At 50.1% G+C, this 26,217-nt stretch carries 23 protein-coding genes and 1 tRNA gene; 16 read left to right on the top strand and 8 right to left on the bottom strand.

Annotated features, from left to right (window positions below):
* Positions 1 to 4 precede the first annotated feature (4 nt).
* The 6 genes from L6466_RS02000 to L6466_RS01975 all read left to right on the top strand — a co-directional run bounded on the left by L6466_RS02000 (position 5) and on the right by L6466_RS01975 (position 8,405).
* Positions 5 to 916: a nucleotidyltransferase family protein gene (locus tag L6466_RS02000; RefSeq protein ID WP_091814066.1), complete on the top strand. Its 912-nt coding sequence runs from the start codon at positions 5 to 7 to the stop codon at positions 914 to 916.
* Positions 917 to 1,954 carry a DHH family phosphoesterase gene (locus L6466_RS01995; RefSeq protein WP_237802237.1) on the top strand — a complete coding sequence of 346 codons (1,038 nt, stop codon included), beginning with the start codon at positions 917 to 919 and terminating at the stop codon, positions 1,952 to 1,954.
* Positions 1,955 to 1,973: 19 nt separating this feature from the next.
* Positions 1,974 to 2,600: a BamK family beta-barrel-assembly machinery protein gene (gene bamK / locus L6466_RS01990; protein ID WP_237793508.1), complete on the top strand. Its 627-nt coding sequence runs from the start codon at positions 1,974 to 1,976 to the stop codon at positions 2,598 to 2,600.
* 4 nt (positions 2,601 to 2,604) lie between these two features.
* Positions 2,605 to 3,978 carry a phosphoglucosamine mutase gene (gene glmM, locus L6466_RS01985; RefSeq protein WP_237793509.1) on the top strand — a complete coding sequence of 458 codons (1,374 nt, stop codon included), beginning with the start codon at positions 2,605 to 2,607 and terminating at the stop codon, positions 3,976 to 3,978.
* Positions 3,979 to 4,126: 148 nt separating this feature from the next.
* On the top strand, positions 4,127 to 7,507 hold the full coding sequence (locus L6466_RS01980; protein ID WP_237802238.1) for a lamin tail domain-containing protein: 3,381 nt from the start codon (positions 4,127 to 4,129) through the stop codon (positions 7,505 to 7,507).
* Between the two features lie 259 nt (positions 7,508 to 7,766).
* A complete protein-coding gene (locus L6466_RS01975; RefSeq protein WP_237802239.1) occupies positions 7,767 to 8,405 on the top strand; it encodes a M15 family metallopeptidase in 639 nt (212 codons plus the stop codon).
* Between the two features lie 2 nt (positions 8,406 to 8,407).
* Here L6466_RS01975 and L6466_RS01970 read toward each other — a convergent pair whose 3' ends face one another.
* The 6 genes from L6466_RS01970 to L6466_RS01945 form a co-directional block, all read right to left on the bottom strand.
* Positions 8,408 to 9,079: a Crp/Fnr family transcriptional regulator gene (locus L6466_RS01970; protein ID WP_237802240.1), complete on the bottom strand. Its 672-nt coding sequence runs from the start codon at positions 9,077 to 9,079 to the stop codon at positions 8,408 to 8,410.
* 74 nt (positions 9,080 to 9,153) lie between these two features.
* A complete protein-coding gene (locus tag L6466_RS01965; protein WP_237802241.1) occupies positions 9,154 to 10,083 on the bottom strand; it encodes an FAD:protein FMN transferase in 930 nt (309 codons plus the stop codon).
* A gap of 10 nt (positions 10,084 to 10,093) precedes the next feature.
* Positions 10,094 to 10,795: a DUF6048 family protein gene (locus L6466_RS01960; protein ID WP_091814040.1), complete on the bottom strand. Its 702-nt coding sequence runs from the start codon at positions 10,793 to 10,795 to the stop codon at positions 10,094 to 10,096.
* Positions 10,752 to 11,237, bottom strand: coding sequence for a DUF6452 family protein (locus tag L6466_RS01955; protein WP_091814037.1), 486 nt, complete (start codon positions 11,235 to 11,237; stop codon positions 10,752 to 10,754). Before L6466_RS01955 ends, L6466_RS01960 begins: the two co-directional genes overlap by 44 nt.
* Positions 11,234 to 12,169, bottom strand: coding sequence for a glycosyltransferase family 2 protein (locus L6466_RS01950; RefSeq protein ID WP_091814034.1), 936 nt, complete (start codon positions 12,167 to 12,169; stop codon positions 11,234 to 11,236). The genes L6466_RS01955 and L6466_RS01950 overlap by 4 nt, the downstream gene beginning before the upstream one ends.
* A 23-nt stretch (positions 12,170 to 12,192) precedes the next feature.
* Positions 12,193 to 12,729 (bottom strand): DUF4199 domain-containing protein, encoded by a 537-nt coding sequence (locus L6466_RS01945; protein ID WP_237802242.1) that lies wholly within the window; start codon positions 12,727 to 12,729, stop codon positions 12,193 to 12,195.
* Positions 12,730 to 13,000: 271 nt separating this feature from the next.
* Here L6466_RS01945 and L6466_RS01940 point away from each other — a divergent pair.
* The 3 genes from L6466_RS01940 (at position 13,001) to L6466_RS01930 (ending at position 15,305) form a co-directional block, all read left to right on the top strand.
* Positions 13,001 to 13,074 (top strand) — tRNA-Thr (locus tag L6466_RS01940).
* Between the two features lie 87 nt (positions 13,075 to 13,161).
* Positions 13,162 to 14,475, top strand: coding sequence for an aminotransferase class I/II-fold pyridoxal phosphate-dependent enzyme (locus tag L6466_RS01935; protein ID WP_237802243.1), 1,314 nt, complete (start codon positions 13,162 to 13,164; stop codon positions 14,473 to 14,475).
* A complete protein-coding gene (locus tag L6466_RS01930; RefSeq protein ID WP_237802244.1) occupies positions 14,472 to 15,305 on the top strand; it encodes a hypothetical protein in 834 nt (277 codons plus the stop codon). The genes L6466_RS01935 and L6466_RS01930 overlap by 4 nt, the downstream gene beginning before the upstream one ends.
* 49 nt (positions 15,306 to 15,354) lie before the next feature.
* Here the strand turns inward: L6466_RS01930 and L6466_RS01925 are convergent, their stop codons facing one another.
* Positions 15,355 to 16,332, bottom strand: coding sequence for a hypothetical protein (locus L6466_RS01925; RefSeq protein ID WP_237802245.1), 978 nt, complete (start codon positions 16,330 to 16,332; stop codon positions 15,355 to 15,357).
* Positions 16,333 to 16,521: 189 nt separating this feature from the next.
* Here L6466_RS01925 and L6466_RS01920 point away from each other — a divergent pair, with 189 nt between their 5' ends.
* The 3 genes from L6466_RS01920 (at position 16,522) to L6466_RS01910 (ending at position 18,913) form a co-directional block, all read left to right on the top strand.
* Complete coding sequence (locus tag L6466_RS01920) at positions 16,522 to 17,373, top strand: hypothetical protein (RefSeq protein WP_237802246.1); 852 nt, start codon at positions 16,522 to 16,524, stop codon at positions 17,371 to 17,373.
* A 374-nt stretch (positions 17,374 to 17,747) separates the two neighbouring features.
* Positions 17,748 to 18,032 carry a hypothetical protein gene (locus L6466_RS01915; protein ID WP_237802247.1) on the top strand — a complete coding sequence of 95 codons (285 nt, stop codon included), beginning with the start codon at positions 17,748 to 17,750 and terminating at the stop codon, positions 18,030 to 18,032.
* On the top strand, positions 18,029 to 18,913 hold the full coding sequence (locus L6466_RS01910; protein WP_237802248.1) for a hypothetical protein: 885 nt from the start codon (positions 18,029 to 18,031) through the stop codon (positions 18,911 to 18,913). Before L6466_RS01915 ends, L6466_RS01910 begins: the two co-directional genes overlap by 4 nt.
* A gap of 467 nt (positions 18,914 to 19,380) precedes the next feature.
* On the opposite strand, the gene L6466_RS01905 is transcribed toward L6466_RS01910, so the two are convergent.
* Positions 19,381 to 21,549, bottom strand: coding sequence for an acetate--CoA ligase family protein (locus L6466_RS01905; protein WP_237802249.1), 2,169 nt, complete (start codon positions 21,547 to 21,549; stop codon positions 19,381 to 19,383).
* A gap of 128 nt (positions 21,550 to 21,677) precedes the next feature.
* Between L6466_RS01905 and L6466_RS01900 the strand changes: the two genes are divergently transcribed.
* From L6466_RS01900 to L6466_RS01885, 4 genes are read left to right on the top strand one after another with little or no spacing between them, the layout of a single operon-like run.
* Positions 21,678 to 22,985, top strand: a complete 1,308-nt coding sequence (locus L6466_RS01900; protein WP_091852615.1) for a phenylacetate--CoA ligase family protein — start codon at positions 21,678 to 21,680, stop codon at positions 22,983 to 22,985.
* An 8-nt stretch (positions 22,986 to 22,993) separates the two neighbouring features.
* Positions 22,994 to 24,310, top strand: coding sequence for a phenylacetate--CoA ligase family protein (locus L6466_RS01895; RefSeq protein WP_237802250.1), 1,317 nt, complete (start codon positions 22,994 to 22,996; stop codon positions 24,308 to 24,310).
* 13 nt (positions 24,311 to 24,323) lie between these two features.
* A complete protein-coding gene (locus tag L6466_RS01890; RefSeq protein WP_091814000.1) occupies positions 24,324 to 24,752 on the top strand; it encodes an amino acid-binding protein in 429 nt (142 codons plus the stop codon).
* Positions 24,743 to 26,203 (top strand): M6 family metalloprotease domain-containing protein, encoded by a 1,461-nt coding sequence (locus tag L6466_RS01885; RefSeq protein WP_237802251.1) that lies wholly within the window; start codon positions 24,743 to 24,745, stop codon positions 26,201 to 26,203. Before L6466_RS01890 ends, L6466_RS01885 begins: the two co-directional genes overlap by 10 nt.
* Positions 26,204 to 26,217: the final 14 nt, after the last annotated feature.

Raw genomic sequence — 26,217 nt, 5'->3', positions numbered from 1 at the left:
CGAAATGAAACCAACCCTATTTCTTCTTGCAGCAGGTATGGGAAGCCGTTATGGCGGCCTGAAGCAGCTCGACGGTCTGGGCCCCAACGGCGAGACCATCATGGACTATAGTATCTACGACGCCATCCAGGCTGGATTCGGCAAAATCGTGTGGGTGATCCGTAAGGATTTCGAGGAGCAGTTCCGCACCCAGATTCTGGCCAAATATGAGGGTCATGTACCCTGCGAGCTGTGCTTCCAGGCACTCGATGCACTGCCCGAGGGCTTCAAGGCTCCAGAAGGTCGTGTAAAGCCCTGGGGAACCAACCATGCTGTACTGATGGGTAAAGACGTCATCAAGGAGCCTTTCTGCGTGATCAACTGTGACGACTTCTACGGTCGTGATGCCTTCATGCAGATTGGTAAGTACCTGAGCGAACTGCCCGAGGGAACAAAGAACAAGTACGCCATGGTAGGCTTCCGCGTATGCAACACGCTGAGTGAGAACGGCAGTGTGGCCCGCGGTGTATGTGCCTACAACGACAAACGTCATCTGACTGACGTCGTGGAGCGCACCGAGATACTGCGTATGGACGGCGTTATCAAGTACAAGGACGAGCAGGGCGAATGGCAGGCTCTGGAGGAGAACGCTCCTGTATCAATGAACATGTGGGGCTTCACACCCGACTATTTCGAATACTCAGAAGCTTACTTCAAGGAGTTCCTCAGTGATCCTAAGAACATGGAGAATCTGAAGGCCGAGTTCTTCATCCCCCTCATGGTCAACAAGCTCATCAACGATGGTACGGCTACCTGTGAGGTGCTCGATACCACCAGCGTATGGTTCGGCGTAACCTATGCTGCCGACCGCGATGCTACCGTTGCCCGCATCCAGAAGTTGGTTGACGAGGGTGTTTACCCCAACAAACTGTTTTAAATGCTCGACAACATTATAACAGAACAAGCGTGCAAACAACTCCGCACGCTTGTTTCTCATGCTGACACTATCATCTGTGTATGCCACCGCAGTCCCGACGGCGATGCCATCGGTGCTGTGCTGGGATGGACGGAATGTTTGCGTATGCTGGGAAAAGAAGCCCAGATGATTATTCCCGACCAGTATCCCGACTTCCTGCAGTGGCTGCCCAACACCGAGAAAATTATCCGTTACGACAAGCATAAGGAGGGCTGCGACTGGACCATCCAGCACGCCGACCTCATTTTCTGCCTGGATTTCAATTCACTCAGTCGTACGGGCGAGATATGTGAGGCCCTGACGTCAACCAAGGCAAAGAAGGTGCTCATCGACCACCATCTGGATCCTGATGTCGAGGATGCGCTCACCATCTCTGTTCCGCAGGCCTCTTCTACCTGCGAACTGGTGTTCCGCCTGGCCTGGCAGCTGGGGCTCTTCCCCGAAGCCACCAAACATTTTGCCATCCCCGTGTATTGCGGCATGATGACAGATACCGGCGGTTTCACCTTCAACAGCAATGATCCTGATATCTTCTTCATCATCGGACAGTTGCTCACGAAACATATCAACAAGGACAAGATTTATCGTAACGTCTATCATAACTATTCCGAAGACCGCATCCGTCTGATGGGCTACGTGCTCTACGAGAAGATGGTGTACGACGCAGCGCGTCATGCAGCCTATTTCACCCTGAGCCGTGACGACCTGAAGCGTTTCCACTTCATCAAGGGCGATGCCGAGGGACTGGTCAACATCCCACAGCAGATCAAAGGCCTGAAGTTGAGCATCTCCCTGCGTGAGGACACTGAGAAAGAGAACCTTATCTGGGTCAGCCTGCGCTCTGTCGACGACTTCCCCTGCAATGAGGTTGCCGCACAGTTCTTCAACGGCGGAGGTCACCTGAATGCCTCTGGCGGCCGTCTGGAGTGCTCGCTCGAGGAAGCTGTCAAGATTGCCCAAAAGGCTATCCTGGCGTTCGAGGACAAATTGAAAAGTTAAACAAAATAAGATAAGCTACATGAGAAAAGTATTCTTCGTTATGGCTATTCTTGGCTGTCTCGTCAGTTTCACGTCATGCAACGACTACGAGACCTACGGTGAGAAAAAGGACAAGGAGCGCGCAGCTATCAGGAACTTCATTGCCGAACAGGGCATCAATGTGATCTCTGAGGCCGACTTCCACGCCCAGGGTGACATGACCGATACCGCCAAGAACGAGTATGTCTATCTGAACAACGACGGTGTTTACATGCAGATTGTACATAAGGGATACGGTACACCTGTGCAGAACAATGAACGTGTGACGCTCCTGATGCGTTTCTTTGAGATGTGCATCATGGACTCCACACAGGTCTATAACGATACCGACCCCTACGATCCCGACTATATGGTGGTACAGCGCACCGGTACATCCTACTCTGCCTACTTCCTTTCAGGCAGTCTGATGTATTCTACCTACGGCACGTCATCCGTAGCCGCTGGTCTGCTGTCACCGCTGCCCTATATCAATGTAGGCCGCGAGGACGATGAGACAGGACATATTGCCCAGGTCAAGCTGATTGTGCCCCACTCCAAGGGTCACACCACAGCGTCCAGCTATGTCTATCCCTATTATTACGAAATAAGTTATCAACGAACATACTAATTTTATGACACTTATCAAATCTATCTCAGGTATCCGCGGTACTATCGGCGGACATACGGGTGACACGCTCAACCCCCTGGACATCGTGAAATTCACAACGGCATACGCCACGTTTATCAACGGAAAGAAAATCGTTGTAGGCCGTGATGGCCGCATCTCTGGTCCCATGGTACGCGACGTTGTCTGTGGCACGCTTGTCGGCATGGGCTACGAAGTGATTGATATTGGTCTGGCTACCACACCAACCACCGAGTTGGCAGTACGCTGGCACAAGGCCGACGGTGGTATCATCATCACCGCCTCTCACAACCCCACACAGTGGAACGCGCTGAAGTTGCTCAACAGCGAGGGTGAGTTCCTGACTGCAGCCGACGGTGCTGAGGTACTGGCTATTGCCGAGAAGGAAGACTTCGACTACGCTCCGGTGGAGAAACTGGGTCGTGTTATCAAGGACGACACCATGAACCAGCAGCATATCCAGTCGGTGCTCGACCTCCGTCTGGTTGACGTCGAGGCTATCAAGGCCCGTAAATTCCGTGTCTGCGCCGACACCATCAATTCTGTAGGTGGCATCATCCTGCCCGACCTGTTCAAGGCACTTGGTGTTGACTTCGAGATCCTGAACAGCGAATGCACCGGTCAGTTCGCCCATAACCCAGAGCCCCTGGAGAAGAACCTGCAGGGCATCATGGATAAGATGAAGCAGGGCGGTTTCGACCTCGGTATCGTGGTTGACCCCGACGTGGACCGTCTGGCATTCATCTGCGAAGACGGCAAGATGTTTGGCGAGGAATACACCCTGGTATCTGTAGCAGACTATGTGCTGTCACACGACAAGGGCAACACTGTATCCAACCTCTCTTCTACCCGTGCATTGCGCGACGTCACGGAGAAGCACGGCGGCAAGTACACCGCTGCAGCTGTGGGCGAGGTCAATGTCACTACGAAGATGAAGGAAGTAGGTGCCGTGATTGGTGGTGAAGGTAATGGCGGTGTCATCTATCCTGAGAGCCACTACGGCCGTGATGCCCTCGTAGGTATCGGTCTGTTCCTGAGCAGTCTGGCCCAGAAGGGTATGAAGGCCAGCGAACTGCGCAAGACGTTCCCCGACTATCAGATTGCCAAGAACCGTATCGACCTCACACCCGAGACCGATGTCGACGCCATCCTCGTGAAGGTGAAGGAGATGTTTGCTGCCGATTCAGAGGCTGTGGTCAATGATATCGACGGTGTGAAGATTGATTTCCCCACCAAGTGGGTTCACCTGCGCAAGTCAAACACCGAGCCCATCATCCGCGTCTATAGCGAGGCTCAGACCATGGAGGAGGCCGACGCCCTGGGCAAGCGCCTCATGCAGGTGGTCTACGACATGCAGTAAGCAATTACAATCCCTATACAGTTGTCTTCCAGATACGCCATTGCGTGTCTGGAAGACATTTTTTCGGGGATTTTGTCCCATTGTTCGTATATTATATAATAGTAAACCTATACCTATATAATATTAACTTAAAATGTGGACTAGTATTTTGTCTGTAATAGTAGTCATCAACGAGTTGATGGCTTCCAACGCAGGATCAGTGATGAGTCCTGCCACGAATTTCGACAGTTGGGTAGAATTCTACAACCCCAGCGATCAGAACGTCAACCTTGCCGGCATGTATCTCTGCGATGATGCAGACCATAGCTGGCAGATGCCCAGTAACATAGGCAGCATCCCCGCTAAAGGATATAAGGTCGTTTGGATGGGTTCAAACGATATCAAGTCGAACCAGGCCCCGTTCAAACTGGATTGCGACGGTGGCACCATCATCCTCAAGGATAAGAACGGTACCGTCGTAGATAACCTGCAATATCCGTCGGCCATGAGCCGTACGGCCTACGCACGTACCACGGATGGTGGCAACGAATGGGGCTGGACCTCCACGCCTACCCCAGAGGCATCAAATGCTACGTCCGTCTTTGCCAGCGAGCGTCTGGAAGCACCCGTTGTCGACAAAGGCAGTACCATCTTCAAGAATACCCTGAGCGTCAAGGTTACCATCCCCGACGGTGCCCGTCTGATGTACACCACCGATGGCAGTCTGCCCACAGCACCCAAGGGTGGAGCGGAAGCATCCCCCTGGACGGACTTCATTGTCAATGGCGACTGTGAAGGTACGGATGCCACCTGCCTTGTAAGCCGCGATGCCAACGGCAGCGGTGACGTGCAGCGTATCGTCGACGGCGCAGGCTATAATGGTTCCCGGGGCATCAAGATACACAGTACTGCCAATGCATCCAACGACTGGTCAGCCCAGCTCTTTGTCTACACCCCTGACCACGTGTGGCAGACTGGCGAGAAATACCGTTTCCGCATGATGGTACGTGCCGATAAGGCCGCCCGCATCACCACACAGGCCCACGGTGCGCCCCACGACTACATCAACGGCAGCATCATGGACGGCAGTTATAATGTCACCACCCAATGGAAGGAGATTGCCTACGAAGGCACGATTACCAATGAGCAGACAGGTGCCAGCTATGACTATTGGTCAGGTCAGAGCACTACAGGCAGGATGCAGTCCATCGTGTTCAACCTGAATGTTGACAAGAAGGACAACAACTACTATTTCGACAACGTGAGCTGGGAACTCTATACCGACGACGGCACAACCTTAGAAGCCACGAAGGAGAGCAAGAATGGCAAGTTCACCTTCGACAATACCACCAACCTCACCGTCCGCCTCTTCAAGGACGGCTACCTGCCCAGCGTACCCGTCACCCGCAGCTATATCAAGACCAGCAGCAACTACACCTTGCCCATCATCTCCATCGTGGGCGACAAGAAATACTTCACCGACCCGAAGATAGGTTTCGACTGCGACGGTGACGGCACAAATGGTAAGACTGGCAACGGACAGAGCAGTCCGAAGAACTACAATCAGGACTGGGACCGTCCTGTGAACTTCTCGTATATCAGCACCGACGGCGAGATGCTGTTCAACCAGGATGTCAACATCAGTGCCTCTGGCGGCTACACCCGCAGTCAGCAATACCGCTCGTTCAAGTTGAAGAGCAGCAAGGTGTTTGACGGTCAGAACCAGTTTGACTATCCTTTCTTCCCACAGAAGCCCTATATCCGCAGCAAGACCCTCCTGATCCGTAACGGAGGTAATGATATCTGGCGTCATAATGCCCGTTTCATTGACCCTGCCCTTGAGACCATCATCCAGCGTTCCGGCATCGACCTCGACGTACAGTCATACGTACCCGTGATAGAATATGTCAACGGACAGCTGCGTGGTGTGTTCAATATGCGTGAGCCCAACAACGACAAGTTTGCCTATGCCAACTTCGGCTATGATGACGAGGAACAGGATGCCTTTGAGAACCTCACCATGAAGAATGGTGATGACACAGCCATCAAGCGTATCTTCGAACTGGGCAAACAGGCTTCCGACAACACTGCCTACGAAGAACTGCAGACATTGCTCGACATTGATGAGTTCACCAACTATATGGCTGCTACGTTCTACCTCTATAATGATGACTGGCCCGACAACAACATGAAGGCCTATCGCAGCAGGAACGACGGTCGCTACCGCTTTATCAGCTTCGACCTCGACTATGCCTTCAAGGGCTGCTGGAGCGACAGCGAGAACAATCCGTTCACCAATTTCGCAAGGTTCAAGAACGACAGTGCACCACGCACCAGCTACAACAAGGATATCGTGAACCTCTTCCTGAACCTGCTGAACAATACCGACTACCGTCAGAAGTTCATCACCACATTCTGTCTGATGGGAGGCAGTGTCTTCGAACCCAGTATCGCCTCGGATATCGTCAATGAACTGCTGGACAAGGTGAAGCCTATGTGCCAGCTCATGAAACAGCAGTATATCAACGACGGACACGACCCAGACCGTGCAGCAAGCACGATCAAGAACAGCCTCAGCGGACGCGCCAGCACCATGGCCGACTACATGAAGCAGTTCAGTGCCTTCGGCCTCAGCAGCACGTCCAAGCGTTCTGTGGAACTCACCACCGATATTGACGGTGCCACACTCACCCTCAATGGCATCAACGTACCCTATGCTTACTTCAAGGGCTATCTCTTCGGCACCTTCAGTCTGGAGGCCAAAGCCCCAGCCGGCTACCGCTTCGTTTGCTGGAAGAAGAGTGGCACACAGTATTCTACCAATGCCGCAATCAGCGTCACGGGTACCGATGCCGTCAAACTGCAGGCTTGTTTCACGGCCCTCACCGATGCCGAGAAAACCTCGCAGGGCCTCACCCCCATACGTATCAATGAGGTCAGCGCTGCCAATGGTATCCACGTGAATGAGTATTTCAAGCGCAACGACTGGGTGGAACTCTACAACACCACCGACAAAGACATCGACGTGGCCGGCATGTACCTCAGCGATAACGAGAAGAAGCCCCTGAAATATCAGATCAGCAAGGGCGACTCACAGGCATCCACCACGATTCCTGCCCACGGCTACCTCATCGTATGGTGCGACAAACTGGAGTCAAAAGACCAGTTGCACGCTTCCTTCAAACTGGATGCTGATGGCGGCAGCGTACTTCTCACCGCTGCTGATGAGTCGTGGAGCGACCGTCTGGTCTATACAGCCCATCAGGCCGACCAGACCGTAGGCCGTTATCCTGACGGTGGCAGTGATATCTTCGTGATGAACGTGCCTACCATTGCCCAGAGCAATATCAGCACCAGCTATCTCGTTCCTGTAGAGCAGGGCGACGTTACTGGCATCGACATAGCCCAGATCTCAGCTCACGGCTCTCAGATTTCACTCTACAATCTGGCCGGTCAGCCTGTCATCACGCCACAGCGTGGCAACTGCTACATTGCCCGCTATACAGATGCTCAGGGCCGCGTCAAGACGGTGAAGTTCATTCAGAAGTAAAAGATCCGCATACATAAAAGAATAGGGCACATCCGATATCGCATCGGTTGTGCCCTTATTGTACTTAAAGCAAACAATAACCTAAAAAACAAACCTATAGAATCTCGACTGATTCTGGTGCAAAGATACGGCTTTTCCCATAACGGCGCAAAAGGATGTCCCTAAACCTCAGGGGGTGTTTCCCTATTTCGCTGGGGAAAATCCCTATAATGCCTAAAATGATTTGGCTTTTCAGGAGATATTACGTAATTTTGCAACCATGAAGAAGATATACCTTATATTACTGATATGTTGCCTGAGTCTTGAGATGATGGCCCAGACAAAGGGTTTCTCCGCTGACACGCTCAGCAACGCCGTGTTTGCACGGATGCAGGGGAAGTCGTATCCCAAAGGATGCACCATCAAACGCAGCGACCTGAGATACCTGCAGGTATTACACTATGATGCCGACGGGAAGGTACACAAAGGAGAACTGGTGTGCAACCGTAAGATTGCTGCCGACCTGCTGGATATCTTCCAGAAGCTGTACGAAGCCCACTACCCTATTGAACGGATGGCACTCGTTGACGACTACGACGCCAATGATGAACGTTCTATGACAGCCAACAACACCTCTTGTTTCTGTTACCGCGTCGTCACAGGCAGCAAACATCTGTCGAAGCATGCACAGGGGCTGGCTATCGATATCAATCCCCTGCAGAATCCCTGCGTGAAGACGCGCAAGGACGGGAGCACATGGGTACAGCCCAAGGCCGGAAGGAAATATACGAACAGGAAGAACAAATACCCCTATAAGCTCGAAAAGGGCGACCTCTGCTACCAACTTTTCATCGAACATGGTTTTTCGTGGGGCGGCAATTGGCGCAGCACGAAAGACTATCAGCACTTTGAGAAGTGATACTACATCAAGAGGTGTTCCAGGGAGGGTATCTCGATGATGCCACGACGCAGGCGGAGGAGATTCTCATCCTGCATGGCATTCAGCACCTGCGACACATCCAGACGACTGTCATTCACCTCCTGGGCCAACTGGTTCATCAGGATACGGAATGTCTTGGGACCTGCAGGATAGACACTATGATCCAGGAAGAACCGGATGATGCGCTGACGCAAATCGGATGGAGCCTTACGCCAAGGCCAGCGACCACGGCGTTGCGACTGCGTGGCCAACAGATTCAGCAGGTTCAGACGGATAATCAGGAAGTCATCGAGTAATCGGAGCACCTCATCCTTGGTGAGCGTAATGAAATGACTCTCCGTCAGCGTCGTCACACTACTCTGATACTGCGGATGAGCACCAAAGATACTCTCGGGCTGCAGGAGCCAGGGAGCAGCCAACTGTTCAATGACGCTATAGCGACGATCATCATTCACGGTGGTGACAGACAGATTGCCACTAATCAGGAAGAAAAGCTGCTGACACGCATCACCCTCGCGTACGACCGTCTGCCCTGCCTCTAGTTTCAGGAAACCGAATTTCGTCTGTCCGGCCAACTGGAGTAACTCCGCACGACTCAGGCCCTGAAACAGAGGGAAACGCAATAAACTGTCGTATAACCGGAAGTCAGACATAGGAACGTTTTTAAAGACAGAGTATCTTTTTTAAAGACACAGTAACATATTAACACATTTACAGATGAACAGATTTATTGAAAATCTGAGAGGGCTGGCGATGCCCAGGTAGTCAGCTGACCCTTCTCGTCGGTATAGATGAGATAAGCCATCAGCTCAGGGTGACGGGCTAGAACGGCCTTGGCACCTTCTACGCCAAGCACCATAAACGAGGTGGCATAAGCATCGGCTGTGGCACAATTCTCGGCTAAGACCGTAGCCGACAGCAAACTATGTTGTACAGGATAGCCCGTACGGGGATCAATGGTATGAGCATATTTCCGTCCGCCCTGATAGTAGAAGTTACGATAGTTGCCACTGGTAGCCATGGCATGGTCGGTAATACTCAGCACGGTCTGCATCTCGCCCTCCACGTTCAGCGAGTCTTCTGTAGGTTTGGTGATGCCGATATGCCAGTCATCCCCCTTCGCGTTCTTACCACTTACCACGACCTCACCGCCAATCTCCACCATATAATTATGGATGCCGTGAGACTCCAGCAGACGAGCCACCACATCGCAGCCATAGCCCTTCGCGATAGCGCTGAAGTCCATCTGGTTGCGCAACTGCAAGAGACTATCCACCTGCTCGGGTGTAGGCAACTGCTCATGCTTGAAACCAAAGCCCCACGCATTCACCAGCGGTGCCACGGTGATATCAAAGGCACCATCCGTCTCTTTGCTGACCGTCTGTGCCAACTGATATATCTCATTGAACATCTCGCTGCGCTCCACGGTAGAGTCGCCGCTATTGATACGTGCTACGGTACTCTGAGGGTTGAACATCGAGAACTCACCATCCACCTTCATCAGTTCGGCCTCTATCTCCTGTTGCAGGTCTTTATCACTCTGATACGTGATATTATAGATAGTACCAAACACGAAATTAGAGTTCTGCCGATACTCCTTCTGAGCACAGGAAACGAGCAACAGCAAACTGCAAGCAATAAAAAGTAAACGTCTCATCAACTATGAACTAAATATCTATGATAACATTAAACGTGACACCCAGCGTCGATGAATCCTGAATGCCATATCCAGGTACATACCACGTATTCCCCATTTGTCCGTCGTTATGGCTCAGACGGTTACGATAGCGGGCTGTCCATCCCAGATGCAAAGGACCGGCAATCTTCGCATCTACGCCAAAGACCAGTTCTGCCCAGTGCTGCGAACACTGTTCGTCGGTCACACCATACGATGTATCCCATTTCCACACAGGGTCGGGGAAAGTCTGCCGGCTGATATCCACCTTATAACTGGTATAGCCATAGCGCAAGCCAGCATAGATACGGTTGGGCGCATGCTTATTCTTCATGATATTGAAGTCCACACCCAGGCGGAAATAAGGGGCACTGGTCTTATACGTGATACCCGTCACCTCATCGTCCTCATGGTTTGCCCTTCCTACGCCCACCTCCAGGATAGGGAAATACTGGTCGTGCAGGTTCACACGCAGCGCAGCCTCATACTGACCATAGTCGCCCAACTGCATCTGCGCCAGTCCCACGAGATCTGCCGATACGGCAAAGCCACGAAAGAACGGCACCGTGTCGCGCTCAAGTTTCAGGAATCCCTGAGCGGAAGATGAAAGAAGCGACAAGTGGAGCGCCAGGATGACAACAAGCCACCGCTTACTTCTTGAAGTGGATGTGAATATGGTCGAGAGACGGGTCATAGTTTACTTTCGGATTATTGATGAAAATCGTGTCAATCGCCTCGTGGGTGCTACGTACGGCAGTCAGCGTGTGGAAGAAATGCGCACTGCAGTCAACCGACTCGAAATGCGGTATATCCTCTTTCTTAATCCACACGGTGTCTATCTTAGCCACCTTATTCGTATCTACCAGGCAGAACACGAGTTTATCCTCTGGATGGGTATAACTGACAGGCAGGGAGAACGAGCTGATATCAATGCCACTGTTGAAAATCAGCGTATCATCGCCATCGCTGCGTGTGGACCACACATACAGCGTATCCTTCAGCGTGTCGTTCACCTCAACGCCCCCTACGATGGTCTTCACGGCATAGTTCACCGCCACCTTGTTCTGTACAGGACAGTCGATGGTGGAGCAAGCCGCAAGGAAAAGCAGGAAGGCTGAAAGGCAGAAATACCTCATATCTTCTTTTCTATTTGATACTCGTTGCGCACATTCGACGTACGACTAATCAGGTCGCCCAGGAAGCCAGCCAGGAAGAACTGCGTACCCATCATCATCATGGTCAGCGAGAGGTAGAAGAAAGCTGAGTCTGTGATATAGAGCATGCCCAGCACCTTTCCTACACCCAGGATGAAGGCAGCACAGAAACCAATCAGGAACATGATGGTGCCCAGGAAACCGAATACGTGCATAGGTTTCTTGCCAAAGGTGCTCAGGAACCACAGCGTGAGCAGATCCAGGTAGCCATTCACAAAACGGTTCCAGCCCATGAACTTCGACTCACCGTATTTACGAGCCTGATGGTGAACCACCTTCTCGGCAATCTTGTCAAAACCGGCATTCTTAGCCAGGTAAGGCATATAGCGGTGCATCTCGCCATAGACCTCAATATTCTTCACCACGTCATGGCGATAAGCCTTCAGTCCGCAGTTAAAGTCGTGCAGGTTCTTGATACCGCTCACGGCACGAGCCGTAGCATTGAAGAGCTTTGTAGGCAACGTCTTTGACAGGGGGTCATAGCGTTTCTGCTTGTAACCACTTACAACGTCGTATCTCTCCTCCGTAATCATGCGATAGAGCTCAGGAATCTCGTCGGGTGAATCCTGCAGGTCGGCATCCATCGTGATAACCACATCACCCTCGGCCTCTTCAAAGCCGCAATAGAGCGCAGGACTTTTACCATAGTTACGACGGAACTTGATACCTTTCACATGAGCAGATTTCTCTTTCAGTTCGGTGATGATATCCCACGAGCGGTCTGTACTGCCATCGCTGATAAAGATCACTTCATACGAGAAGTTATGCTCGTTCATCACACGTTCAATCCATGCATAGAGTTCGGGAATCGACTCTTCCTCGTTATACAGAGGTATTACTACTGATATATCCATTGTCTTATATTGATTTCAATCCTTTAATAATCCACTTTCACCTTTTTCATGATAGCCGCAATGGGCAGTCCCAGCATGATGCCACCCATGATAATCGTTGTGAGCATGTTCAGCGCGAAGTCAATGGGGCGCATAGCCTGAAGCATGTGGATACTCTCGCTCACCTGATCGGCCATACCCAACTGCTTGATGACCTCAGCATTCTCCGGCAAAGCCAGTATATTGGTAATCGTCATCACCAGATAGCCCTTGTCCATATAGGCCATATAGGCATACTGAGCCAGGGCGAATATCAGTCCGCCGTAGAAGAACATCAGGCATATATAAGCCCAGCCGCGCATAAACGAGATACTACCCTCCAGTCCTGTGTCGCGGAAGCGCTTCAGGCGGATGCCCGCAAAGAAAGGCATCATCACAATGGCGACAATCGACAGGAATCCATACAGTGGGGAGGTAAGACCTGCGACATAACAGGCAAAACAAGTAATCATCAGCACGGCCAGCAATGCTCCGTCAACGCGGGCGAAGGCTTTCAACTGTCTATATTCTGGTGCAGTCACGTCTTTTCTTTTTGTTATATAATAATGTATGACGGTGCAAAAGTACGCATTTTCTTGCACATAACGAGGGCATTGTCTTAAAAAATAGTTAAAATTTCCAAGGCGGAAGCAAATTCTTCACTCTTCACTCTTCACTCTTCACTTTTTTTCGTACCTTTGCACCCGCAAAACACGGGCAGTCCTGTACGGTCAGCTCCCTCGGAATCCCCCAGGATGGGAACGTAGCAAGGGTACTTGGTCGTAGCGACGCGATGCAGACCGCTGCCCACCCGCCTCTTTAGCTCAGTTGGCCAGAGCACGTGATTTGTAATCTCGGGGTCGTTGGTTCGAATCCGACAAGAGGCTCAGGATAAACGTAAGTTCAGAAAAGGATAGGTACACAAATGACCTATCCTTTTTTTACTATAAAGGGAAACTTAAAACGACAAGACAATGAAACCGACACCGATTAAGAAAGAAATCGTAGACACTCTCATAGAGAGCCTCGGCATCAAGGATTTTGCCAAGGCTACCATTCGTGAAGTAAAACAGGTAGCTGCCAAAGCCGAGAAGGAGAGCGGCGTGGAATATATCAAGATGGAGATGGGTATCCCCGGTCTGCCTGCCGCAAAGGTGGGTGTGGATGCTCAGATTAAGGCTTTACAGGATGGCATAGCCCACTCCTACCCCGATATCCAGGGCTACCCTGAACTGAAGAAGCAGGCCTCTCGCTTTGTCAAGGCTTTCATTAATGTGGACATTGCCCCCGAGGGGTGCGTACCCGTTTGCGGCTCTATGCAGGGTACCTTTGCCTCTTTCCTCACCTGTTCGCAGGCTACCAAGGGCAAGGACACCGTACTGTTTATCGACCCAGGTTTCCCCGTTCAGAAGATGCAGCTGCAGGTGCAGGGCGTGAAATACGAGACCTTCGACGTGTACGACTTCCGTGGCGACAAGTTGGGCGCCAAACTGGAGTCCTACCTCTCTACGGGCAAGATCTGCGCTATCGTCTATAGCAACCCCAACAACCCCGCCTGGATCTGTATGACCGAGCAGGAGTTACAGACCATCGGCACCCTGGCCACAAAGTATGATGCCATCGTGATGGAAGACCTCGCCTACTTCGCCATGGACTTCCGTCAGGACCTCTCTACACCGTTCCAGGCACCCTATCAGCCCTCTGTAGCCCATTATACAGGCAACTACATGTTGCTCATCTCAGGTTCAAAGGCTTTCTCGTATGCCGGCGAGCGTATCGGCGTGGTGTGCATCAGCGACAAACTGTTCCATCGTCACTTCCCCGACCTGGCCAATCGCTATGAGGGACTGCCCTTCGGACTGGTTTTCTCTACCCGTATGCTCTATGCCCTCTCATCAGGCACCAGCCACTCGGCCCAGTATGCCCTGGCAGCCCTGTTCCGTGCCGCCTGCGACGGCGAGTACCGCTTCCGCGACGATATCAAGGTGTATGGCGAGCGTGCACATAAACTCAAGGAAATCTTCTGTCGCCACAATTTCTATATTGTCTACGACAAAGACCTCGATAAGCCTATTGCCGACGGCTTCTATTTCACCATTGGCTATCCAGGCATGACCAGCGGCGAGTTGGCTCGCGAGCTGATGTACTACGGCGTTTCTGCCATCTGTCTCATCACCACAGGCTCTCATCAGGAGGGTCTGCGTGTCTGCACCTCATTTATTGAGGATCACCAGTACGACCAATTGGAAGAGCGAATGGCAATCTTTGCCGAAAACAATCCACGATGAAAAAACTAATCCTTTTTCTGTCAGCAGCGCTGTTCCTCCTTGCCTGTGGAGAGGAAAGCAGACATGTTGATGCCAACGACGTCACGTTGAAGTTCACTAGCACATGGAACATCTACGAGAACTGTGGCCTCGACGAGAACGAGAACGTTATCTACAATGGTATCCCCTGGGGTGGCCTGGTGGGCAATTTCCTTGAGCAGAACATGCCCTCCGACCTGTCTGGCTATGAGTCGGTCACCTTCGAGTTCATCGACCCGCTCCCCGTACCCGTACAGGTGGTGGTGGCCAATAAGTTCAAGACCGTCGGCAAACCTGGTCTTACCTCGCTGACCTGCTATTTCGACGGACAGGATGTTACGTCAGTGAATGAGATTGTGCTTCAGCCGCACGACTCGTGCAACATCAGGATCAGCAATGTCTACTTGACACCAGGCAACAATACCAAGTGGGTTCCCACCCGTATCTGGAAGGGCGAATGTGCCTTTGAGAACTGGACTGGCGGCTTTGTGCTCAAACCAGAGAACTTCGCCTCAGCCAACGAGGGCGACAAGCTTGAGTTTATCTTCGAGGTCAACAAGGACGACCCGGAAACCAAGTACTGGGTGTTCAAGACCATCTACAACACCACTGATGAGACGCTTGAGGGTAACGACTCCGAGCTCAACGAATGGGGATGTGCCAGTGTGAGCAGCACAGCCACCTCCTACAGAATCCGCCTCACGGCAAAGGACGTAGAAAACCTCAGAAAATATGGTGCTTTCGTCAATGGTTACTATATCAACGTCACGCAGGTGAACCTGCTACGCAAGCAAGTTTCCTATGACGAATAAAGAAAAATAATAAAGGTGCCCCGCAAGGCACCTTTATTATTTATTTCCATTAGAAGTAATAGCGCATACCCACCTGGATGCCGAAGCGCTTGATGCCATAAAACTCATTATCCTTCAGCTCGAAGCCTTCGGGCTTATCCAGTCTTACGGTAATCATATTCATCTGTGCGCCCAGTGCTATCTGACTGCTCACCTTGTATTCCAACCCCATACGCATCAGCGGTGCTATATGACTTTCTGAAACAGACAGGTTGCCCACAGACTCCGAATATCTGCAGTAGCCAAAGCCAAGAGCCATATCCCAACGCCACTTGTCAGAAGGCAATGCCAACACCAGACTGGGACCTATATAGTCCAAACGCTGATCAAAACCTTCCTCAAACGACGTATAGTTGTGCAGGTAGTTGACACCGAGGCCGAGGCCCGACGTCCACACGTGGTCATAATCCACCGACACGTCAACACCGCACTTCGACTTATAAACTCTCTTACCAACCTGGAAATCCGAAATCAGCCATGAAGGTCCTACGCTGAAACGCAGGATATTGCGTGGTGCATTCTTGTTCATTTCTTTTAGACTTTCGTATAGAGGTTGATACGACTCCATATACTGATTATTTGCAGGCTGAGCAAGTGCACGGTCAAGAGCCCCCTTTACGACGCTGGTATCACTCTCAGTCTCTGGCATACGCAGCATGGTGCCCCATATACGGTGAATATTGCTACGATTATCCGGTATAAGATGTTTGGTAATGACCAGACCGTTGCCACCATTCTTTGCTGTAGCTTTCACAGCCATGCCGAGCACCTGCTCAAAACTACCCACTAAAGATAGTCTGTCAACAACCTTCACCGTACCTATCGCCAGCGTCTGCTCAGGCACTTTTTCATTCATTAAGAACACGCGTACGGAATCTGGTGACAACGCAGCATATTCGCTGGTGTACATATCCGTTACCACCCTTGGTGCACAGCTCGCCATCAGCAAGGCGACCATGCTCAGGAAAACAATTTTAATTTTCTTCATAGCTGTTTGTAACAATCTTTTCAGGCGCAAAGGTAAGACTTTCTTTTGAAACAGCCAAATTATTTCCTACAAAACAGAAAGCAGCCCACCAAAATAAAAAAAAGAAACTTTCCTTGCTTTTTATAAAACAATTTTGTACTTTTGCACCAGAAAAGATTGTTACACAAATTAATATAACCAAAAAACAATATGAAAAAGAATGCTTTGTGTCTGGTAACCATTATGATGGCTACTATATTAGCTACAGGATTATCTTCTTGCGATAGTGATGATGTAGAAGACAATGGAAATGGAAACAGTACCAAACACGTTGTCAGGATGATTTCAAAAGGAAAAGAATATGTAGAATGGCTGGAAGATTCTGTTGATGAATCATACTATAGCGAGTATACATACGATTCTAGAGGCAGAGTTACCAGAGTGTATGACGTTGATAGTTCCTACCATACGTATGCTTATGATCGGAGGTATCAGTATGGGGATAATTTTATCTTATGCGAAGAGATTACTGAGTCTACATATTCTACAGGGGAGCGTAAACTAGATATTGAAAGACACAAGTATACACTGGAAAATGGCTTGATTGTAAGGGATAGTATAACAAACAGCTATGAATCTGGTGCGGTTGTTGACTATTACGCTTATGATGACGTTAAAAGATTGATTTCGAAAACGAGAGAAAAGAATGGTAAGGTCCTTTATCGTGATGATTTTGTTTGGGAAGGCAATAACCTCATGGAGCTAAGAAATGGCGATACAAAGTACTCTTATTCATATTCAAACAATCCTTGGAAGAGTGGGATGATCATCCCATATTCAATCCTTGAAGACGGCTGTCTGCTGGATTCTGGCTATTTTGGCATGAAACCTCAGTATTTGCCATCGACTTTCGAAATGAATAGTGAAACGTATAAGGATGAAAACTTTAAAGATACATACGAATATTTCTTAACTGACGGCTTGGTTACGCGAATTGTTGGTACGCATTATGACAATAACGGACTAGTTAAGACGTCTGTAATGTCGGTGGAATGGGAATAAACGTAGTTTTACCTCTAATGATATTAAAACAGGTACTTTTGAAGGCACCTGTTTACAGTAATAAAAGATGTAAATTACTTGGAGGATAGAAATAATTATCCTACCTTTGTCACGTCAATATGGCGACATAACAATAACTAAAAATATCAGAAAGTATCAAGATATCGTAGATGGAAGAAATCCTAATTAAGCGTCCTGCCTTGGGCATGTCAGATTATCATTTGAACAAATTTCTGGTTATCTGCTGTGTTTTCCCTGTCATTTACCTAACGGAGGTAAGTGGAATCAATCCAAGATCGATTCCATGGCCCCTTTCCATAGGTGGCTTTATGGGTTGCGTATTCCTTCTGTTTATAGCCATAAAAAAGATACTGATGATTCCCAAACGCACTTATCTGACGATAAACGATGACCGCGTCCTTGTCAACGAACGACGTGGACAATGGGAAGTCCGTTTCGATGAAGTGAAGTCTTTTGAATGTGAGACGACCAAGCTATGGCGATTTAACTTGCCCACAGACCATATGATCGTCCATCTGAAGAATGGGAACGGCTATGTCAAGATGTTCTCTACCGACGGTCTTACCATAAAGCAGCATGAACTCTGCGACCTGCTAAACGAACGACTGCAATATTTTAATGAAAAGAAATCACGATGAAGCGCATTTATCACACCTTATTGTTGCTTTTCCTGTTTCTGGGCCAATATTGCATGGCTCAAACGGAGGCTATGTTCAATCTGACTCTGGAACATGGACATTTCTATTGTGAGACGACCCTGAACGGGGCAAAGGCTAAGTTAATGCTGGAGAGTGGCGTACCAGGCCTGATGATGAGTGAGGCATTCTATAAAGCCCATAAAGACTCCCTGAAAATGGAGGTAAAGGAGTCTGACGAGAAAATCAGGTATCTTGGCGGACTGCGACATGTGAAATATACGGCTCAGGCACGCCTGCGGATGGGTGACGCTATCTTTGAAGGACCTGTGAAGATAACCACTGATGACAATGAGCTCAAGATACCTATCCAGATGCTCCATCATCCTCAAGACAACAGTTCTATCGTCAAAATAGACCTTGGTAAGTCTCAATTCTGCGTCTGCAGCAGGGATGCCCTGCAGAAACTCACAAGGGAAGCCTCGGCTTGGAACATGACCTACAACCAGTTTGGAATGCCAGATATCACGACCTCATTAACCATTTCTGCTGGTGGATATCAAAAAACCATCACAGGAAAATTCATTGCGGATATGGGAAATGCCTCGCTGCTTTTCCTCAACAAATGCAATGCCAGCGTAGAAAACCTCTTCAGCGATGGAAAGATCAGCCTGAAGGATGCACGCGACAAAAGAACGGGAAAGGTGGTAGCACAGGGCGTCTATGCTGAAGAGCTGACCATCTGCAAGAGGATGTACGAGAATGTCTCTGTGGGTGTGTCCACCTTCAAGTCCTTGGAGGAGTGTGGTTTCCTGGGACTGAAGTTCTTTACGATGCCCGCCATCTTTGACTTTGACGAGAATAAACTGTATCTGTGCAAATAACCATAGACAAATCTACATGGTACATGGTAATCAGGGGACAGATACTTTGATTTTTTCAGGAGAGCATAACGAGCATCACTCATATTTTTTGCGATTTAAAACGGGTATAGGCGCACAGTTGTTTGCGTATGGGCGCACAACCGTTTGGGTGTAGGCAAACGATGGAGAGCAGCCGTTTCTTCCCCTGCTACACCTAGGTTTTTCCCTGCGAGAACTAATACGGGCACTTACTAGAACTAATACTAAACGCTGCAAGTACACAGAACGGTTACATGGTTACAGCTGTAACCATGTAACCATTTTGCTATTACGGATACTATTACACGTATGCAAGATATTGAATATCAACATATTACTATGAATTTTACCATATCTTCATACTTTAGCGGTTACATGGTTACAGCTGTAACCATGTAACCAGATATGTAGACAATGTAAATAATCGACAAAAAACTTGGAAGTTAGTGCTATTTTTCTACCAAGATTCTGGCATCTACAGCGATGATGTCGTCGCCATCGGCAAGTAGCGGATTGATGTCCATCTCCTTGATCTCCGTAGCAAAGCGCAGGAGCGTAGAGAGGCGCACGATAATCTCGGCATACTTACGTTCGTTGATGCCTCGCTGTCCACGCGTACCTTTCAGTATCTTATAGCCACGCAGGGAACGAATCATGGAGTAAGCCTCCTCGTAAGACAGCGGTGCCAAACCAGACGATACATCCTTCAACACCTCCACGAAGATGCCCCCCAGTCCGCAGAGCACCACATGTCCGAAGCGCGGCTCGTACTTCGCACCAATAAACAGTTCGGTACCACGAATCATCTTCTGCACCATCACCGCCGTAGCATCAGGAATCTGCATCATACGGTCGAACTCAGCCGAGAGCACCTGTTGGGAGTGGATATTCAGCGTCACGCCACCCACATCACTCTTATGCACAGGACCAACCACCTTTACCACTACAGGGTAGCCTACCCTCTCGGCAAAGGCCACGATTTCGTCCTTGTCGGCACTCACAAACTCAGGCACCGTGGGGATGCCGGCAGCAGCAAGGAGGTCGTGTACAATCGAAGGAGAGACCCACCCCTTTGCCCCTCCCTGTGATGGAGGGGAATATATAGTCTTGTCGTCAGTTTTCTCTGTAGAAGAGCTATCCTCTCCCCTCCCTGCAGGGAGGGGTTGGGGGTGGGTCTGAATACCGTCAATAATCCTGCGAATCTGTGGTACATCAACCCCATTAATCACAACATTCTGCTCAGCAGGAGCAGGCGTTTTCATAATCTGCGTCAGCGCCGTGGCCAGCGTCACCTCGTCACAGAAGTTCACATGACCGCGTTTCAGGAATTCCTGAACCTCAGGACCTGCAGTACTCACACTTGGAAGAATGGGGAAAATAGGTTTCTTACACTCTTGAATCTTTTTATGCAAGACGTCGTAGACCTCAAATATCTTAACCAACCCTGGTGTACCGAAGATGACCATAATAGCATCGATATCCTCCATGCGCTCACAGTAATCAATAGCAATACCCAGATGTTCGGCCGTTCCTGTAGCCAGGATATCAATCGGGTTGGCCACACTACTGCCAGGCAGCAACTTTCCTTTCAGCTCTTCGGCCACAGGTCCCGTAAGTGGCGGCACATTCATACCACCTTTCGACAGTGCATCCGTGAGCATCACACCTGGGCCGCCAGCATGAGTGACAATCGCAAAATTCAGGCCGCCCTCTCTTTGAGGCAAAGGAGGAAGGCAGAGAATACAACCAACAGTGGTGAGTTCCTCACGACTGAAACAACGGACAATACCTGCCTTGCGGAAGAGGGCCTCAACGGCAGAGTCGCTACTGGCGATGGCACCTGTATGACTGCTGGCCGCACGACTGCCTGCTTGCGATGAACCAGCCTTGATAGCGGCGATGCGACAGCCCTTCCGAATCAATGAGGTAGCGTGATACAGCAGTTTATCCGGATCGGCAATGTTTTCTATATACAGCAACTTCACCAATGAGTCACGCTCGGCATCGAAATGCTCGTCCATATATTCCAATACCGTCTCGATACCATTCTGCTTACCGTTACCAATAGACCAGACGCTATTAAACTGCAAACCCTTGCTCACTGCACTCTCAAGGATAAACACCGCCGTGGCACCAGAGCCCGAAATAAAGTCAACACCCTTTGGATTAAGGTTGGGTATAGGACGCGTGAAGACTGAGTGATGCCAGCGCGTAAGCAGTCCGATACAGTTGGGACCTATCAGTGCACAACCATATTGGTCACAGATATCCAGAATGCGCTGTTCAAGCAGAGCACCCTCATGGGTCTCCTCGCTAAATCCAGCAGATATGATAATGAACGCACGTACCTGCTTCTCCTTAGCCAGCAGTTCCACATAGTCAGGACAATACTTGGCTGCCACCACCAGGATAGCCAGGTCCGTTGGCGGCAATTCCTGCGCATCATGGAAGGCCTTGATACCCTGCACCTCGTCCTCCTTGGGATTCACTACACGCAGCGTACCCTCGTAGCCACCACTCAACAGATTACGCACTACGGCGCCACCAGGTTTATGCACATTATTAGAGCCACCAATCACCACGATGCTCTCTGGCTGAAGAAGTTGTTTGTTTATCATAGCTGTTTTTGGTATTTTGTTGCAAAAATAATACAATTCAGGGAAAAGGCAAAAAGTTTCAAGAGGATTTTTTGGCTGAAAGCATTATTTGTTGTACTTTTGCAGTACACAAACCTAAAAACATAGACATGATTTGGAATCCTAACAAAGAGTGCATGAGCCGCGACGAGATGAGCGCGCTGCAAGGCAAACGCCTACACAAAATTGTAGAGTATGTGTACCATAATGTTCCTTTCTATCGCAATAAGTTGCAAGAGATGGACATTCGTCCCGATGACATTCAGACCATCGAAGACATCACGAAGCTGCCGTTTACTACCAAGCAAGACCTGCGCGACAACTATCCCTTTGGACTGCAGGCCGCCCCGCAGAGCGAGATAATCCGTATCCACGCCTCAAGTGGCACCACAGGAAAGCCAACCATCGTGGGATATACACGTAAGGATATCGGTATATGGAGCGAGACCATGGCTCGCTGTCTGACAGCCTTTGGCGTGTCGCGCGATGACATTTTCTCTGTGGCCTATGGCTATGGCCTGTTTACCGGCGGACTGGGTGCCCACTATGGTGTGGAACATCTGGGAGCCAGCGTCATCCCTGCCGGCACGGGTAACACAGAGAAACACCTGAAACTGATTCGCGACCTGGGCATCACCGGTATTGCCTGCACCCCGTCGTACGCCCTCTATCTGGCCGAGACGATGGAGAAGATTGGCATCAGCAAAGACGATATCCGACTGCGTATCGGTGCTTTTGGTGCTGAGCCATGGACAGAGCAGATGCGCAAGGAGATTGAGAATAAACTGGGACTGAAAGGCTATAACATCTATGGTCTGTCAGAGATTATGGGTCCCAGCGTGAGCTATGAGTGCCAGATGCAGAATGGTTCACACATCAATGAGGACCATTTCTATCCGGAAATAATCAATCCCACCACACTGGAGCCCCTACCCTTGGGACAGACGGGCGAGTTGGTGTTTACCACACTGACCAAGGAAGGTATGCCGTTGCTGCGCTATCGCACACGCGACCTCTGCTCTCTGATACCAGGCACCTGCGACTGCGGTCGTACCAACGTACGCATGGGTCGCATCCAGGGTCGAAGCGACGATATGCTGATTATCCGCGGTATCAACGTATTCCCATCACAGGTGGAGAGCGTCATCCTGTCGCTGCCTGAGTTTGCTCCACGCTACATGCTGATTGTAGACCGTGAGAAGAACCTCGACACGCTGCTTGTTCAGGCTGAATTACGTCAGGAGGTATTCACCTCTACCTTCGACACACCTGCCGCTGTTGATGCCCTGGAGAAGAAGTTGGCCGCTAAATTAAAGAGCGTGCTCAGCATCGCCGCCAAGGTACAGCTCAAAGCACCTGGCACCATTGAGCGCAGTCAGGGTAAGAGCGCCCACGTGATAGATAACCGAAAACTATAATATTAACAATGAACGACAAGAGCCTTTATTTTAATCCTGAACGCGAAACCATGAGTCGCGAACAGATTGAGGCGTACCAGTTGGAACGACTCAAGGAGACTGTTCGCCACTGCATGAACAACGAGTTCTACCAAAAGAAATTCAAAGAAGCAGGTATTACACCCGACGACATCCAGACACTGGCCGACGTACGCAAGTTACCCTTCACCACGAAGCAAGACCTGCGCGAGACCTATCCTTTCGGCATGTGTTGCGTGCCGATGAGAGACTGTGTGCGCCTGCACTCATCATCAGGCACCACGGGTAACCCCACAGTAATTCTGCACACGAAGAAAGACCTTGACGAATGGGCCAACCAAGTGGCACGTAACCTGTGGATGGTGGGACTGCGTCCTGACGACGTATTCCAGAACTCATCCGGCTACGGCATGTTCACCGGCGGACTGGGCTTCCAGTATGGCGCTGAGAAGTTGGGTATGCTCACCGTACCTGCCGCTGCAGGTAACTCCCTGCGACAGATTAAGTTCATCAAGGACTTTGGCACTACAGCCATCCATGCTGTCCCCTCTTACGTTACCCGTCTCTACGAGGTGATGCAGGAACAGGGTGTTGACCCACGTCGTGACACCAAACTGAAGGTGCTGGCTATCGGCGCAGAGCCCCACTCTGAGGAGCAGCGCAAGCGTATCGAGGATATGATGGGCGTGAAGGCCTACAACTCATTCGGCATGAGTGAGATGTGCGGTCCTGGCGTAGGTTTCGAGTGCCCTGAGCAGAATGGTCTGCACTTCTGGGAGGACTACTATATCGTAGAAATCGTAGATCCAGAGACATTGGAGCCAGTGCCCGATGGCGAGATTGGCGAACTGGTGCTCACCACGCTGTGCCGTGAAGCCATGCCGCTGCTGCGCTATCGCACCCGCGACCTCACCCGCGTATTGGGACGCAGTTGTCCCTGCGGACGTAATCATGTGCGTCTGGATCGTATGCGCGGTCGCTCAGACGATATGATGGTGCTGCGCGGCGTCAACATCTTCCCCATCCAGATTGAGAAAATCCTGATGCAGTTCAAGGAACTGGGCAACAACTACCTGATTACCCTGACCACCGATGAGGACAACGACAACATGACTGTTGAGGTGGAACTGGCCGAGATGTTTACCGACGACTACAACCGTCTGCAACAGCTCAGTAAGGACATCACTCGCGCCCTGAAAGATGAAATTCTGCTCACGCCTCGCGTAAAACTCGTACCTCGCGGCACACTGCCCGTAAGCGAAGGCAAGGCCGTGCGTGTGGTTGACAAGAGAAAAGTTTATCAATAAAAATCTATATATTATGACAATTCATCAATTATCCATCTTCATCGAGAACCGCTCAGGCACCCTGATCAAGGTTCTTGAAGTACTGAAAGAGGCTAAAATACAGATCGTTGCCTCTACCATTGCCGACACGGCAGAGTATGGTATCTATCGTCTCATCTGCAGCGAGCCCTTGCGCGCTTACGATGAGCTGAAGAAATCTGGTGTCGCCGTTGCCCTGAGCGATGTGCTTGCATTGGAACTCGACGACGAACCAGGACGTGCTGCCGACGCCGTGAAGATATTCAGCGATGCAGGCATCAGCATTGCCTATATGTACACCTTCCTGCTGCGCGGCAAGGGAATCCTCGTATTCCGTACCGACAACCGTGAGAAGGCACGTGAGGTCATCATCCTGAACAACATGAAGTTTATTGCAGAACAAGACCTGAGTAAATGGGCATAAACACAGTAAAATACTTGCTGTCAGCGCTGCTCTTAGTGAGTTCGCTGACAGCATTTTCTTATGAACATCCTCGCCGCCACATGCTACCACGTAGCATCAGCAGTAAGCGCGCTGCAGCGGCAAAACGCGCCAAATCATATATTGGTGATAAACGTCAACTGGTAGTCCTTTCCTCTTTTAGCGACCTGGACTTTGAGAGTGAGGATCCCCTTATGCTATGGAACCATATTCTCAATCAGCCCAACTATCACGAGGGCAACTATCAGGGGTCTGTACACGATTATTTCTACAACCAGAGCTACGGAAAGTTCAACTTGCAGTTCGACCTGTATGCCTTTAAAGTGAACAAAGAGCATGCCGTCTATCACAGTACTGCTACCGATGACGAGAATGCCTCCATGCTATTTGAGGCACTGGCCGACTCCTTGAAAAATACAGTGACAGACTGGGCACCCTACGACTGGGATGATGATGGCTACATAGACCAAGTATTGGTAATCTATGCCGGCATGGGACAGAACGATGGCGGCGACAAGAACACCATCTGGGCTCACCAGGCAGCACTCTCCATATACGAACACGATCCTGTCGTCGTGAATAGTAGCGACAAGAACTACAAAATAGATAATTATGGATTTATACCTGAGATAGGTAATACCAGTGCGACCTTCGGCACATTCTGCCACGAATTCGGGCACTGCATGACACTCCCTGATTTCTACTTTAACAACCTACAGATCGTTGGCAACTGGGACATTATGGATCATGGCAATTACAACTATAACGGCTATTGCCCGCCCAACTATTCTGCCCACGAACGCATGATACTGGGATGGCTCGACATAAAGGAACTGACAGAGCCTGCATCCATCACCAATATGCCAGCCCTCGGCGATGAGCCTGTGGCCTACATGATACGCAATGATGCCTATCCCAATGAGTATTATATCCTGGAGAATCGTCAGCAGCAAGGATGGGACAGATACCTGCCTGGCAGCGGACTTGTGATCTTCCACATCGACTATGACGAACATTTATGGAAATACGAATATCCCAATACGTATAAAGACAATCACTACAGCATCTTTCCCGCCAACGGCATGAACTATACCGCTATGGGAAGCGGATGGGCCTATCCCTATGGAGAGAAAGACTCGCTGACCAACAAATCCAACCCTGCCGCCACGCTGCGTCATGCGGCACAGGACGGCACCAAACTGATGTCGAAACCCATTACGAATATCCGTGTGAACAACGGACTGGTATCTTTTGACTTCATGGGAGGCAACAATAGTCAGACAGCCATTCAATCCCAAACCTCAAACCTAAAACCTCAAATCAAGGAGGTTTACGATCTGAGCGGACGTCAGATTCCTCAGGGAGCAATGGGAACAGGAATGTATATCATCAAATACGCTAACGGCCAGACCAGAAAGGTGGTCCGCCGTTAGCGGCATTTTTCTTT

Source organism: Prevotella communis, from assembly GCF_022024175.1.
GTDB lineage: Bacteria > Bacteroidota > Bacteroidia > Bacteroidales > Bacteroidaceae > Prevotella > Prevotella communis.
Note: the sequence above shows the minus strand (reverse complement) of the source record. Positions and strands in the feature narration are given on the sequence as shown.